The sequence below is a fragment of the Cellulosimicrobium sp. 4261 genome (genome assembly GCF_040546915.1).
In the GTDB taxonomy this organism is placed as follows: domain Bacteria; phylum Actinomycetota; class Actinomycetes; order Actinomycetales; family Cellulomonadaceae; genus Cellulosimicrobium; species Cellulosimicrobium cinnabarinum.
Genome location: NZ_JBEPOQ010000007.1, coordinates 49,127 through 61,518, shown reverse-complemented (window position 1 = coordinate 61,518; position 12,392 = coordinate 49,127). Strand labels below are relative to the sequence as shown.

Annotated in this window: 12 protein-coding genes; 8 read left to right on the top strand and 4 right to left on the bottom strand. The window is 77.1% G+C overall.

From position 1 onward, the window contains the following. Window positions 1–3: 3 nt before the first annotated feature. The 3 genes from ABIE39_RS11055 to ABIE39_RS11045 form a co-directional block, all read right to left on the bottom strand. Window positions 4–426, bottom strand: coding sequence for a hypothetical protein (locus tag ABIE39_RS11055; protein ID WP_175008803.1), 423 nt, complete (start codon window positions 424–426; stop codon window positions 4–6). A 50-nt stretch (window positions 427–476) separates the two neighbouring features. Next, window positions 477–1,991 (bottom strand): glutamine/gamma-aminobutyrate antiporter GadC, encoded by a 1,515-nt coding sequence (gene gadC / locus ABIE39_RS11050; RefSeq protein WP_354051747.1) that lies wholly within the window; start codon window positions 1,989–1,991, stop codon window positions 477–479. An 88-nt stretch (window positions 1,992–2,079) separates the two neighbouring features. After that, window positions 2,080–3,354, bottom strand: a complete 1,275-nt coding sequence (locus tag ABIE39_RS11045) for an amidohydrolase family protein (protein WP_175008801.1) — start codon at window positions 3,352–3,354, stop codon at window positions 2,080–2,082. Between the two features lie 538 nt (window positions 3,355–3,892). On the opposite strand from ABIE39_RS11045, the gene ABIE39_RS11040 reads away from it, so the two are divergent. The 8 genes from ABIE39_RS11040 (at window position 3,893) to ABIE39_RS11005 (ending at window position 10,319) form a co-directional block, all read left to right on the top strand. Next, window positions 3,893–4,096 (top strand): cold-shock protein, encoded by a 204-nt coding sequence (locus tag ABIE39_RS11040; protein ID WP_108048261.1) that lies wholly within the window; start codon window positions 3,893–3,895, stop codon window positions 4,094–4,096. Between the two features lie 184 nt (window positions 4,097–4,280). Further along, the gene (locus ABIE39_RS11035; RefSeq protein WP_354051745.1) at window positions 4,281–4,967 is read left to right on the top strand and encodes a Pr6Pr family membrane protein; all 687 of its coding nucleotides are present in this window, start codon (window positions 4,281–4,283) and stop codon (window positions 4,965–4,967) included. A gap of 10 nt (window positions 4,968–4,977) precedes the next feature. Next, the gene (locus tag ABIE39_RS11030) at window positions 4,978–5,649 is read left to right on the top strand and encodes a hypothetical protein (RefSeq protein WP_354051744.1); all 672 of its coding nucleotides are present in this window, start codon (window positions 4,978–4,980) and stop codon (window positions 5,647–5,649) included. A gap of 89 nt (window positions 5,650–5,738) precedes the next feature. Continuing rightward, a complete protein-coding gene (locus ABIE39_RS11025; RefSeq protein WP_354051742.1) occupies window positions 5,739–6,446 on the top strand; it encodes a copper resistance CopC family protein in 708 nt (235 codons plus the stop codon). Window positions 6,447–6,534: 88 nt separating this feature from the next. Beyond that, complete coding sequence (locus tag ABIE39_RS11020; RefSeq protein ID WP_175008798.1) at window positions 6,535–7,071, top strand: hypothetical protein; 537 nt, start codon at window positions 6,535–6,537, stop codon at window positions 7,069–7,071. A 183-nt stretch (window positions 7,072–7,254) separates the two neighbouring features. Further along, window positions 7,255–7,989 carry a YcnI family copper-binding membrane protein gene (locus ABIE39_RS11015; protein ID WP_354051741.1) on the top strand — a complete coding sequence of 245 codons (735 nt, stop codon included), beginning with the start codon at window positions 7,255–7,257 and terminating at the stop codon, window positions 7,987–7,989. A 3-nt stretch (window positions 7,990–7,992) separates the two neighbouring features. Beyond that, entirely contained in the window at window positions 7,993–9,705 is a 1,713-nt protein-coding gene (locus tag ABIE39_RS11010) for a copper resistance CopC/CopD family protein (RefSeq protein ID WP_354051739.1), read from the top strand. Next, window positions 9,702–10,319: a DUF1775 domain-containing protein gene (locus ABIE39_RS11005; RefSeq protein WP_354051738.1), complete on the top strand. Its 618-nt coding sequence runs from the start codon at window positions 9,702–9,704 to the stop codon at window positions 10,317–10,319. Before ABIE39_RS11010 ends, ABIE39_RS11005 begins: the two co-directional genes overlap by 4 nt. 27 nt (window positions 10,320–10,346) lie before the next feature. Here the strand turns inward: ABIE39_RS11005 and ABIE39_RS11000 are convergent, their stop codons facing one another. Continuing rightward, window positions 10,347–12,272 (bottom strand): sigma-70 family RNA polymerase sigma factor, encoded by a 1,926-nt coding sequence (locus tag ABIE39_RS11000; protein WP_354051736.1) that lies wholly within the window; start codon window positions 12,270–12,272, stop codon window positions 10,347–10,349. Window positions 12,273–12,392 lie beyond the last annotated feature (120 nt).

Here is a 12,392-nt window from a genome sequence, read left to right as displayed (position 1 = left end):
GCGTCACTCGTCGGTGAGGAACTGCCCGCCGATGCCCGCCTGGGTCTCGAGCAGGTCGCCGGTGTCGCCGAGGACGACCCAGTTCGGCCCGGCGAGGGCGGCCTCCCCCTCCTCGGTGGGCTGGCGCGGCAGGAACGTCAGGAACTCGTCCTCGGCGATCCCGTCGGCGAAGACGGCGAGGAGCGTCGTGTCGTCGCACGCGCCCAGCTCGACGTCGTCGGTGTCCGTGCTCTCGGTCGTGAACGACAGGCACGTGAGGCCCGCGGTCGTGGCGGCGCGGTGGAGCGCGTCGAGCGAGTCGTACTCGACGTCCTTGTCGCCCGGGCCGGGGCCGGAGCAGGCGGCGAGCGCCCCGACGAGGACGACGAGACCGACGACCGGGCCGGTCGCGGCGCTGCGAGGGCGGGGAGCGGGTCGGGTAGGCATGTTCCGATGGTCCGCCGCCGCGCGGGTTCGCGCCACGGGAACCGCACCCGTCATCCCGGCGGGCCGGGACCGCTCTGGCGAGGGGCGACGTCCGCGGACTGCCAGGTGAAGGGCGCGAAGGACGACGAGCCGTCCCGCCAGGCGGGGGTGCGGGCGCGGTAGAGGAGCAGCGGGAGGGCCACGAAGAGGGCGGCGAGCGCGACGAGCAGCACGACGTACGTCGTCGGGCTGCCGACCGCGACCTGGCCGGGCGGGGCGAGGCTCGTGACGAGCGCGAGCAGCGACGCGACGAACCCGAGCCCGCCGACCGCCCAGACCCCGACGCGGCCTCCCGGCACCCGGTAGGGGCGCGGCCGGTCGGGCTGCGTGCGGCGCAGCACGACGACCGCGGCGAACATCAGGAGGTACGCCACGAGGTAGAGGATCACCGTGAGCTGGCTGAGCAGCTGGTACGCGGACTGCACGGAGGGCATGACGACGAACAGGACGGACAGCACGGTCACGACCAGCGCCTGGACGAGGAGGATGTTCGTCGCCATGCCGCGGTCGTTGGTCCGGTGGAACCACCGCGGGAGGAAGCCGGCCCGCGCGACGGCGTGCAGGCCGGTGGCAGGTCCAGCGACCCACGTCGTCACACCGGCGAGGACGCCGACCGCGAGCATCGCCGCGACGACCGGCCCGGCCCAGCCGATGCCCGCCCAGGCGAGCAGGTGGTCGAACGCCTGGAGCAGGCTCGTCGTGAGGCTGATGTCCTGCTGCGGCACGACGACCGCGATCGTCAGCGTGCCGAGCGTCAGCACGACGACGGCCACGAGCGCGGCGACGAGGATCGCGAGCGGGTAGGTGCGCTCCGGCCGCCGGATCGAGCGCACGTGGACCGCGTTGACCTCGATGCCCGCGTAGAACAGGAAGATCCCGGCGGCGAGCACGATGTTGTCGAGGCGCGTGAGGTCGGGCACGAACGCGCCCCACGAGAGCGTGGTCCGGGACGGCTCGCCGCTGAGGAGGTAGGCGGCGCCGAGCCCCACGAGCAGCGCGGCGGGGACGAGCGTCCCGACGATCCCGCCCCAGCGCGCGGTCCGGGCGAACGCGGACGCGCCGCGCAGGGCGATGAGCGTCGCGGCCCAGAACACGACGAGCACGACCGCGAGGACGAAGAGCCGGTCGTCCGCGACCCGTTCGTCGGACCGCGCGTCGGGCCCGGTGTAGGCGAGCGTGACGGCGGCGAACGTGAGGACGGTCGGGAACCAGATGCAGCCCTCGACGAAGACCATCGCGATCGCGAGGAACCCCCACCGGCTCCCGAACGCCTCGCCGACCCAGCGGAACATGCCGCCCTCCTCGGGCCACGTGGACGCGAGCTCGGCCGCGACGACGGCGACGGGCGCGAGGAAGCACACCGCCGCGAGGAGGTAGTAGAACGCGGAGGAGAGCCCGTACTCCGCCTCCGCGGGCAGGCCGCGCAGGCTGACGACCGCGGCGACGTTGAGCATGACGAGCGACGTCGCGGTGATGGTCCCCGTGCCGGGGCGGGCCGGGTGCTGCGGGGTGGTGGTCCGAGCCATGACGTCCCCCTCGGCGGGCGCGACGGCCCTCGGGGGAACGCTAGCGACGCCGCGCGTGGCGGGCGAGCGGGATGGGTCGACGTCGGCGTCAGGCCCGGAAGCGCTCGCCGCGCTCGACGACGCGGCCCGCGCCGCGCCCGTCGGCCGCCGTCGCGTCCCAGGTGTAGACCTCGGTGCCGGTGATGAGCACGTGCTCCGCGCGCGACGTCACGTCGAGCGGGTCGCCCGACCACACGACGACGTCCCCGTCGAGGCCCGGCGCGAGCGCTCCGACGCGGTCGTCGAGACCGAGGAAGGCCGCGGGGTTCACCGTGAGGGCGCGCAGGGCGGTGTCCCGGTCGAGGCCCTCCTTGACCGCGAGCGACGCCTGGTGCACGAGGAAGTTGATCGGCACGACGGGGTGGTCGGTCGTGATCGCGACGCGCACGCCCGCGCGGGCGAGCGCCCCGAGGTTCGCGATGTCGCGGTTGCGCAGCTCGATCTTCGAGCGCGAGGTGAACAGCGGCCCGAAGATCACCGGCACGTCGCGCTCGGCGAGCACGTCCGCGACGGCCGCGCCGTCGGTCCCGTGGTTCACCACGAGCCGGTAGCCGAACTCGTCCGCGAGGCGCAGCGCGGTCGCGATGTCGTCGGCGCGGTGCGTGTGCTGGTCCCAGTACAGCTCGCCCGCGAGGACGCGCGCGAGGGTCTCCTTCGCGAGGTCGCGGTCGAAGGGCTCGCCCTTCGCCTCGGCCGCGTCACGCCGGGCCGCGTAGTTCTGCGCGTCGACGAACGCGGCGCGGATGACCTTCGCGACGCCGAGGCGCGTCGAGGGCGTCTTCTTCTGGTCCCCGTAGACGCGCTTGGGGTTCTCGCCGAGCGCCGACTTCACGGAGACCGCCTCGCGGATCACCTGCTCGTCGACGGTGCGGCCGCCCCACGTCTTGATCGCGACGGTCTGCCCGCCGATGGGGTTGCCGGAGCCCGGCTTCACGACGGCGCTCGTCACGCCCCCGACCAGCGCGTCGCGGAAGCCCTCGTCCTCGACGTTGATCGCGTCGATCGCGCGCAGCGCCGCGCCGTTCGGGTCGGTCATCTCGTTCGTGTCGTTGCCGGCCCAGCCCTCGGCCTCCTCCATCACGCCCATGTGGGCGTGCGCCTCGACGAAGCCGGGCAGCACCCAGCGGCCGCGCGCGTCGAGGGTCGGGACGCCGTCGGGCACGACGACGTCCGCGCCGACCGCGGTGATGACCCCGTCCTCGACGAGGACGGTCCCGTTCTCGATCGGGTCGGACGCGACGGGCACGACGTAGCCGTTCACGACGGCGACGCTGCGACGCGCGGTGCGGGGGGCGGTCCGGGCAGGGCTGGATGAGGTCGTCATGCCCCCATCATCGCCCGGGGCGACCACTCGTCCGCGCCGTCGTGTAGCCTGAGGGCTGCGTCAGGTCGCGGGCAGGGTCCCGCGACGATCTTCGGTCCTCGGCATCGAAGCACGACCGCGGCGCCCGGCAGCAGACGCTGCCGACGACGATCTCCGCCCCACGAGCGCGGAGCGAGAGCAGAGACACATCACTTCTTCCACCATCCTCGACCGCCCGGCGACCGCACCTGCGGACGCGGGCACGCCCGGACCAGACCTCGTGCTGCGCCGCGCCGACGACGACCTGTGGGTCGCGACGGCCGACGGCGAGTACGCCGGGATGGTCACCCGACGCCCGGACGGCTTCCACGTCCACGACCGCTTCACGCGGCCCGTGACCGTCGTCGCCGCCCTGGAGCACGCGAGGCGCCACCTGGTCGCCCCGCCCGGTCGCCCGGCGGGCTCCCGCCGCGACCGCCCCCACAACCGTCGGCGCCCTGCGGGGCGCGGCACCCGGACCCGCGCACGCGGGCCGGTCGTCTCAACGAGAGAAGACATCATGGCTACAGGCACCGTGAAGTGGTTCAACGCGGAGAAGGGCTTCGGCTTCATCGCCCCGTCCGACGGCACCGCGGACGTGTTCGCCCACTACAGCGAGATCCAGTCGAGCGGCTACCGCTCGCTCGAGGAGAACCAGAGCGTCTCCTACGACGTCACGCAGGGCCCCAAGGGCCCGCAGGCGACGAACATCCAGGCGCTCTGATCGCCCACCCGCCCGGCGCCCCGCGCCGGCGCGGGTGACGATCTCCACCGGAGGGCCGTGCCTCGTGCACGGCCCTTCGGCGTGCCCGGACCTCGACGCGCGCGACGACGCCCGACGGCGGTCGTGCCCCGGTCCCGGGGACTAGGCTCTCGACCGGAGCCACACCGCGCGCGAAGGAGCCCGCATGCACGTCGTCGTCGGACTGTTCCGGCTGTTCCTCGTCGTCCTCGCCCTCGTCGGGACGCGCGCGATCTGGCGCGACGGGGACGTCGAGGGCCTCGTCTACTTCACGAACCAGACGGGCTTCCTCGTCGCGGTCGTCTTCGCCTGGGCGGGCGGCGCGTCCCTCCTGCGCCGCCGGCAGCCGCCGGGGTGGCTGAAGGGCGGCGTGACGCTGTTCGCCGCGATCACCGGCCTCGTGTCGTGGCTCGTGCTCGCGCCCGAGGACCCGGGCGCCCCCGCCGTCTTCCTCGGGCTCACCGACGGCCAGATCGAGCACGAGGTGCTCCCGCTCGCCGTGGTCGCCGACTTCCTCCTGCTCGACGCGCACCGACGCCTGCGCGGCCTCGACGCCGCGCGCTGGCTCCTGTACCCGCTCGCCTACTTCGCGTTCACGACCGTCCGCGGGTTCGTCAGCCCGGGGAGCGAGTACCCGTACGGGTTCGTCGACCTCGACGCGCTCGGGTGGACCGGGCTGCTCGTCAACGTCGTGCTCTACGGGGCGGGGTTCCTCGTGCTCGGGCTCGTGATCGTCGGGCTGGACCGGCTCCTGCCCACCGGCCCCGCGATCGGCCGGTACGCGGAGCGCCGGACCGCCCCGGCCGCCGCGTCGCAGCGGTCCCGGGCCGAGGGCGCGGACACCTCGCGCTAGGGTGGCCGTCGTGCCCTCCCCGGTCGTCGGTCCGCTGCGCGTCGCCCGCGCCGCGCTCGTGGCGACCCTCGTGCTCGCGCTGACGGCGCTCGCGCACCGCGTCGCCGGGGGCGCGCTCCCGGACCCGCTGGTCCTCGCGGCGCTCGCCGCGTTCACGCTCGCGGGCACGACGGCGGCCGCGCGCCTCCGCTTCACGCCCGCCCGGCTCGTCGTGCTCCTCGGGGGCGCGCAGCTCGCGCTCCACCAGGCGCTCACCGTCCTGACCCCGGGGTCGTGCCACGCCGTCGGCGGGGGAGCCGGGCACGGTGCGCACCTCGCGGCGTCCGCAGGCGCGGTCGTGTGCGCGGTGCCGTCGGCCGACGGCGCGGCGTCCCCGCTGCACCCGGAGCACCTCGCGGCGTCGGGCGCGTGGATGGTCGCCGCCCACGCGGCCGCGACGGTCGTGCTCGCCCTCGTGCTGGCGCACGGCGAGCGGGCGCTCGAGCGGTTCCTCACGTGGGTGACCCCGCGCGGTGCGCTCCCGCTCCCGGCCCGCCCGGCGGTCCTCGGCCGCCGCGGCGTGGCGCCGGTGCGCTCGGTGCGCGTCGTCGGCCTGTGGCGGTCGCTCCGGTCCCCGACGCGCGGGCCGCCGCGGTCGCACGGCCTGTCGGGAGCACTGCTGCGCCCCCTCGCCGCGTCCTGACGCGGCACCCGACGAGGCCGACCCGGCGACGGCCGGGTCCCGGGGCACCACCGTGCGGCCACCGGCCGCGCCTCGGACGGAAGAACCTCATGAACCTCTCCCTGCGCCGACCGCTGTCGGCCCTGCCCGCCCTCCTCGCCCTCCTCGCCGCCGCGGTCCTGACGCTCGGCCTCACCGCGACGGTCACGACGCTCACGGCCGGCCCGGCGTCCGCGCACGACCGGCTCCTCACCTCCGACCCGGCCGACGGCGCGCAGCTCGAGGCCCCGCCCGCGGCGATCACGCTGACGTTCAACACCGAGCCGCTCCCCGTCGAGCCGCAGGTCGTCGTCTCCGACTCGGCCGGCACGGTCGTCACGCAGGGCGCGCCCACGATCGAGGGCAGCACCGCGACCCTCGCGCTCGACCCGGCCGTCGCGCTCGGCGGCGACACGTACACCGTCGCGTGGCGCGTCGTCTCGTCCGACGGGCACCCGATCGAGGGCACGTTCGCGTTCGCCGTCGCGGCCCAGCCCGAGGCGCCCGCGACGGAGGACCCGGCGACGGACGCCGCGACGCCCGCGGAGACGGCGACCGAGAAGCCGACGACCGACACCACGACCGAGCCGTCCGCGACCACGACCACCGACGCCGCCGAGACCGCGGACGACGGCACGTCGTCGCTCCTGCCGGTGCTCGTGGGGCTCGGCGCGCTCGTCGTGGCCGCGGTGGTCGTCGTCGTGGTCGTGCTGCGCCGTCGGGGCCCCGGCCCGGACGCCGGCACCGACGACGGCGCCCCGCACGACCCGCAGGGCTGACCGTGCCGGCGCACGCCGCCCTCTCCCGCGTGGAGAGGGCGGCGCCGGCCCCTGCCGCCGGAGCCCCTTCTCCCGCTAGGGTGCGTCCGTGACGTCGCCCGGAGCAGGGGTGCTCCGCGGCGTGCGGGTGCTGCTGCTCGCCGCCGCGGTCGTCGGGCTGTCCGTCGTCGCGCACGGCCTCGCCGGAGGTACGGACCCCGGGGCGGTCCCGCTCGGGGTCCTCGCGGTCCTCACCGCCGTCGCCGTGCGACCCCTCACCCGGCGCGAGGTCGGGCTGCCGCGGCTGCTCGGCCTGCTCGGCGCGGGCCAGCTCGTGCTGCACGTCGTCTTCGACCGCTGCGCCGCGCTGTCCCCGGCCGACGCCGCCGCGCACGCGCACTCCTCCTCGCCGCTCGCGATGCTCGGCGCGCACGCCGTCGCGACGCTCGCCGTCGCGCTCGTGCTGCGGTACGGCGACGCCGTGCTGTGGCGCCTGTGGACGTGGCTCGTGGGACGCCGGGTCCCCGGCCGCCCGCGCCGCCTCGTCGTCCCCGCGGCACCTCCCGCCGTCGGCGCGCTGCCGACGGTGCGCGACCTGCTCGCGCGCGGCGCCGCGCCCGGGCGAGGGCCGCCCCTCCCGGCCTGACCGCTCCCGGACGCCTCCGCGGACGACGTCGCCCGACGACGTCCACGGCGTCCCGCTCCCGCGCGCCCGCGCGACCGCCCACACGCCGTTGGCCGGCTCCGCCGACCCGTGGCGTGGCGCGCCGTCGTGCCCGCCGGAGCGCCGCAGTCCTTCTCCCCGCAGCTCTCCCCGAAAGGCACCACCATGCGAAAGACCCTGCGCGCCGTCGGCGCCGCCGCACTGACCACCGGGCTCGTCGTGACCGGCGCGGCCGCCGCGTCCGCCCACGTGACCGTCACGCCCGACACGACCGAGGCGGGCTCCTACGCCCTCCTGACGTTCGGCGTCCCGCACGGGTGCGGCGACTCCCCGACGACGAAGGTCTCCGTCCAGGTCCCCGAGCAGGTCGTCACCGTGACCCCCACGGTGAACCCCGGCTGGGACGTCGAGAAGGTCATGGAAGACCTCGCCGAGCCCGTGGACGACGGGCACGGCGGCCAGTACACCGAGCGCGTCGCGGAGGTCGTGTACACCGCCAAGGCGCCGCTGCCCGACGGCTACCGCGACGCGTTCGTGCTGTCGCTCAAGCTGCCCGACGCGGCGGGCGAGACGCTCGTCTTCCCGACCGTCCAGGAGTGCGCCGAGGGCGAGAGCGCCTGGGTGCAGGTCCCGGCCGACGGCGAGGACGGCGAGGAGCTCGACCTGCCCGCCCCGCTGTTCGAGCTGACGGCCGCGTCCGGCGGCGACGCGCACGGCACCCAGGACGCCGCGGCGGACGCGACCGCCGAGCCGGCCGCCGCGGACGGCCAGGCGGCGGAGGCTGCCGCGAGCACGTCGAGCGGCCCGGCCCCCGCGGTCACGTGGACGGCGCTCGTCCTCGCGGCGGCCGGCCTCGTGCTCGGGCTGCTCGGGTTCGTGCGCTCGCGCCCGCGGGCCTGACCGGTGGGCCGCCCCCTGGCGCCGCGCCGGGCGGTGGCCGTCGTCGTCGGTGCCGCGGCCGCGGTCCTGCTCGCGATCCTCGCGAGCGGCCCGGCCGCGGCCCACGCCGTCCTCGTGGGCACCGACCCGCAGGACGGCACCGTCCTCGACGCGCCGCCCGACGCGCTGACCATCACCTTCAACGAGCCCGTCCAGGTCGTCCCCGGCGGCACGACGGTCCTCGCGGCCGACGGCACGCCCGTCGACGTGGACGTCGCCGCGGTGGACGACGCGCTCGTCGTCACGCCCGGCTCGACCCTCGACGGCGGCACCTACGTCGTGAGCTGGCGCGTCGTGTCGCTCGACACGCACCCCGTGGCGGGGGCGTTCACGTTCTCCGTCGGCGCGCCGAGCGCGACCGCGGTCGAGGCACGCGTGGCCGAGCCGACGGCGGCGCTCGTCGCCGTCCGGGCGCTCGACCAGGCCGCCGTCTACGCCGGGACGTTCCTCGTCGCAGGGCTCGTCACGTTCGAGCTCCTCGTGCTGCACGTCTCGCCCGGCGCGGCCCCCGTGCTGCGGCGGCGGCTCCAGCGTGTCCGGCGCGGGGCGCTCGGCGTCGCGGTCGTCGGGACCGTGCTCGCGGTCCCGCTCACGCCCGCCTGGCAGGCGGGCGGCGGGCTGGGCGCCCTCGTCGACCCGGCGACGTGGACCGCGGGCCTCGCCTCCGACACCACCGTGGCGGGCGCGATCGGGCTCGTGGGGCTCGTCGTCGCGACGCTGCTCGCGCCCCGGGCCGCGCGCGAGACCCGGGCCGCGTGGCCCGCGGGCACGGTGCTCGGCGCCGCCGCGCTCGCGCTGGGGTCGCTCGTGCTCGTGGGGCACACGCGGACCTTCGGCCCGCCGTGGCTCGTCGTCACGGCGGACGCGCTGCACGTCGCGGCCGGCGCGGTGTGGCTCGGCGGCGTCGTCGGGCTCGCGCTCGTGCTCGCGCCGTCCGCACACGTGGACGCCCGTCGGGCCGGGGTGACCGTGGCGCGGTTCTCCGCGCTCGGCGCGTGGGTCGTCCTCGCGCTCGCGGTCACCGGGACCGTCCTCGGGTGGCGCATCCTCGGGTCGCTCGACGCGCTCGTCTCGACGACGTACGGCCGGACGCTGCTCGTCAAGGTCGGCGTCGCGCTCGTGCTCGTCGGCATCGCGGCGTGGAACCGGTACCTGCTCGTCCCGGAGGTCGCCGGGCCGGGAGGTGCCGGTGCGGCGGGCGGCACGACCGCCACGACCGCGCGCCGCCGCCTCGGCCGGACCGTCGCCGTGGAGGCGGCGCTGCTCGTGCTCGTGCTCGCCGCGACAGGCGTGCTGGTCTCGCGCAGCCCGGTCGTCCCGACGACGCCGTCCGCGCAGGACGCCGCGACCTCCGGCGTCGAGGTGGTCGAGGAGCTCGGGGAAGGGACGCTCCGTGCGCGCGTCATGCCGGGGCGCGTGGGCGTCAACGCGCTCGAGGTCGAGCTGCTCGACGCCGCCGGGGCGCCGTTCGAGCCCGTCGCGGTGCCGGAGCTGGCGACGACGCTCGCCGACCCGGCGCTCGGCCCGTTCTCGCGGCCGCTCACACGCACCGGCCCGGGCGCGTACGAGGCGACGCTCGACCTGCCGATGCCCGGCTCCTGGACGCTCGAGGTGAGCGTGCGGACGTCCAAGTACGAGAACCCGATCGTCCGCATCCCCGTGGAGGTGACCTCATGACCCCCGACCGCCGTCCGCCCGGGCCGCACCGCGGAGCGCGCGCCCTCCTCGCCCTGGCCGCGGCCGGGACGCTCGCGCTGCTCACGGCCGCGCCCGTCGCCGCGCACGTGCTCATCGAGACGGTCGAACCGCGCGGCGACGGCTCGGCGCGGCTCACGTTCACGTTCGACCACGGGTGCGACGGCGAGCCCACCGACGGCCTGCGCGTCACCCTGCCCGCCGGGGTCGAGGCGCTCGGCGCGGGCCAGCCGTCCGGCTGGACCTCCGAGGTGACGGACGACGCCGTCGCCTGGGCCGGCGAGCCCGTGCCCGACGGCGAGCGCGCGGCCTTCACGCTCGACGTCCGCGTGACGGGGGAGCCCGGTCAGGCGTTCGTCTTCCCGACGGTGCAGGAGTGCCCGTCCGGGGCCTCGTACGCGTGGACGGACACCGACCCGGCGGGAGCCCGCCCGGCACCCACGTTCGTCGCGACGGCGGCGTCGCTCGCCCCCGCGCCCGTCGCGGCGGGCGCGTCCCCGACACCGACCGGCCCGCTCGTCGGGGCGGTCGTGCTCGGGGCGGGCGTCGTCGGCGTCGCGGGCGGAGCGTGGTCCCGCCGTCGCGTGCGGGGGTGACGTCCGCAGCCGTCGCGGGTCCCCCTCTCAGGGGCCCGCGACGGTGAAGCCGACGCTCACGGTCGGCCCGAACCCTGCGGCGTCCGACGCCGGCTCGACGAACCGGAGCCCGAACGTGTGCGGGCCGGGGGCGAGGCCGCGCACCTGGCGCACCGCGGGCTCGTCGCCGAGCTCGTGGAGGTTGCCGGTCGGGCGCCCGTCGACGAACGCCTCGACGACGAGGCCCGCGGTGCCCGCGAAGGTCACGAGGACGGAGAAGCGCGGGTCCTCCCAGGGTGCGGTCTCGCGCGCGCCGACGACGGTCTCGCCAGGACCCGGCGACAGCACGCGCGGGAGGTCGAACACGTAGGGGCCGAGCGGCGCGGCGGCCGCGGAGGCGACGCCGTCGACGTCCTGGACGACGTCGAGCATGTGCTCCCCGGAGGCGTCGAGCCCGGTCGGGACGAGCGCCCAGCGGCCGTCGGTCGCCACGGTCGTCGTGCCGACGACCGCCCCCGCCGCGTCGAGCGCCCGCACGCGTGCCCCGGGCTCTCCGGTGCCGCGCAGGGCGGGGTAGACGGTGAGCGTCCCGGCCGGGGGCGCCTCGTCGACGACGGGCGCCGGGGGTGCCGGTTCTTCGGGCGCGGGCTCTTCGGGAGCGGGCTCCTCCGGCCCGGGCCGCTCGGGCTCCGGCGGGGTCGGGGCGGCCGGCTCGACCGGCGGCGGGGCAGCCTCGGGCGCGGTCTCGCCGGTGCCGGGCGCGCCCTGCCCGTCCGGACGCGAGGCGGGAGGGACGTCGAGGCCCGCGTCCGGCGGCTCGGGGCGGTCGCCCGCCCCGGTGGGGACGTCCGGCTCGGTCGCGACCGGCGCGTCGTCGGCGGGGCTCTCTGCGGGTCGGCCCTCCTGCGGGACGGGGAGCGGCGAGGCAGGACCGGGAGCGGACGCCTGCTGCCCGGCCGCGGCGGCGGGCGGCTCGGCGGCGGACCACGGCCGCGCCACGGCCAGCACGCCGACGACGGCCGCCACGACCACCGCCGCGAGCGCGCCGACCAGGACGCCGGGCGCCGCGACCCCCGCGGCGGCGGCCCCGGCGCCTGACGCTGCCCCGGTGGCCCCGCCCCCGGCCGTGCCGGCCGTCGGGCCGGTCGTCGCGCCGGGAGCCGGGCCCGTCGTCGTGCCGGGCGCGGCGGTCGTCGCCGCGAGCGCGGACGTCGCGGCGTCGACCGCGGCCGGGACACCGAGGACGAGCGGCAGGAGGACGATCCGCAGGCGCGAGGCGACGTCGTCGAGCTCCTCCGCGAGGATCGAGCACGACAGGCACCCGGTGAGGTGCTCCTCGACCCGGTCCCGCGCGGCGCGCGACAGCGTCCCGCGCGCGTGGTCGCCCAGGCGCTCGACCGTCCAGCGGCACTCCGGTGCCACCGAGTCGGTGCTCACGTGGGCCTGGAGCCACTCGCGGCGCAGGCCCTCGCGGGCGCGGTAGGAGAGCGCGGCGGTCGCTCCCGCCGACAGCCCGAGCAGCGGCGCCGCCTCGCGCGGCTCCATCCCCTCGACCTCGGTGTACCAGAGCACGGCCTGCCACCGCTCCGGGAGGCGGCGGAACGCGCGGACGGTCACCGAGCGCTCGAGGACCTCGGTCGACAGGTCGCGCGGGTCGACGACCTCCGGCACGTCCTCGACGGGCAGCGGGTCCGGCGTCCGGGCCCAGCTCGCCGCGACGTGGCGCAGCGTCGTGTAGAGGTAGGGCCGGAACGGACCGGTCGGCCCGTGGCCGGACTGCAGCGCGCCGAGCACGCGCAGGTACGCCTCCTGGACGAGGTCGTCCGGGTCGTACGTCGCCGTGAGGCGGCGCGCGGCCGAGCGCCCGGCGTCCGCGTGCCGCTCCCAGAGCACGGCGAACGCCTCGGAGCGGCCCCCGCGCACCGCGTCGGCGAGCTGCTCGTCGCCGAGCTCCGTCAGGTCCTGCGTGTGCACGCCCGCTCCCGTCCCGGCCGCCTCCGTCCGGCGACCCTCAGGGAGGAAGACGCTCCAGTGCCGTGATCATGACGCGGTCCCGGGCGTGAGGTACGCCTCCACACGGCGCTGCCCTGGCCC

Coding starts and splice junctions, on each gene's coding strand:
- gadC (WP_354051747.1), bottom strand. CDS start 1,991: ATGGCTCGGACCACCACCCCGCAGCACCCGGCCCGCCCCGGCACGGGG.
- ABIE39_RS11005 (WP_354051738.1), top strand. CDS start 9,702: ATGACCCCCGACCGCCGTCCGCCCGGGCCGCACCGCGGAGCGCGCGCC.
- ABIE39_RS11055 (WP_175008803.1), bottom strand. CDS start 426: ATGCCTACCCGACCCGCTCCCCGCCCTCGCAGCGCCGCGACCGGCCCG.
- ABIE39_RS11025 (WP_354051742.1), top strand. CDS start 5,739: ATGAACCTCTCCCTGCGCCGACCGCTGTCGGCCCTGCCCGCCCTCCTC.
- ABIE39_RS11015 (WP_354051741.1), top strand. CDS start 7,255: ATGCGAAAGACCCTGCGCGCCGTCGGCGCCGCCGCACTGACCACCGGG.
- ABIE39_RS11035 (WP_354051745.1), top strand. CDS start 4,281: ATGCACGTCGTCGTCGGACTGTTCCGGCTGTTCCTCGTCGTCCTCGCC.
- ABIE39_RS11045 (WP_175008801.1), bottom strand. CDS start 3,354: ATGACGACCTCATCCAGCCCTGCCCGGACCGCCCCCCGCACCGCGCGT.
- ABIE39_RS11040 (WP_108048261.1), top strand. CDS start 3,893: ATGGCTACAGGCACCGTGAAGTGGTTCAACGCGGAGAAGGGCTTCGGC.